The sequence below is a fragment of the Extibacter sp. GGCC_0201 genome (assembly GCF_017566055.1).
GTDB lineage: Bacteria > Bacillota > Clostridia > Lachnospirales > Lachnospiraceae > Extibacter.
The window spans coordinates 1-214 of record NZ_JABFCH010000229.1; the positions used below are offsets into that span (position 1 = coordinate 1).

Here is a 214-nt window from a genome sequence, read left to right on the forward strand (position 1 = left end):
TCATGTACCTGCATCAGGTTTTGTGTCAATGTACCTGTTTTGTCGGTGCAGATCACAGTAATGGCCCCCATTGTTTCACAAGCATGCATTTTACGTACCAGATTATTGGTTTTCAGCATACGGCGCATATTTAGTGCAAGACTTAAGGTGACACTCATCGGTAAGCCTTCAGGAACGGCTACTACAATTAAAGTGACAGCCATCATGAAATATT

Annotated in this window: 1 protein-coding gene; it reads right to left on the bottom strand. The window is 42.1% G+C overall.

The window, feature by feature from the left end; genetic code table 11:
• The coding region (locus tag HJV72_RS19350) for an HAD-IC family P-type ATPase (RefSeq protein WP_208073502.1) at positions 1-214 on the bottom strand (214 nt) is incomplete at both ends.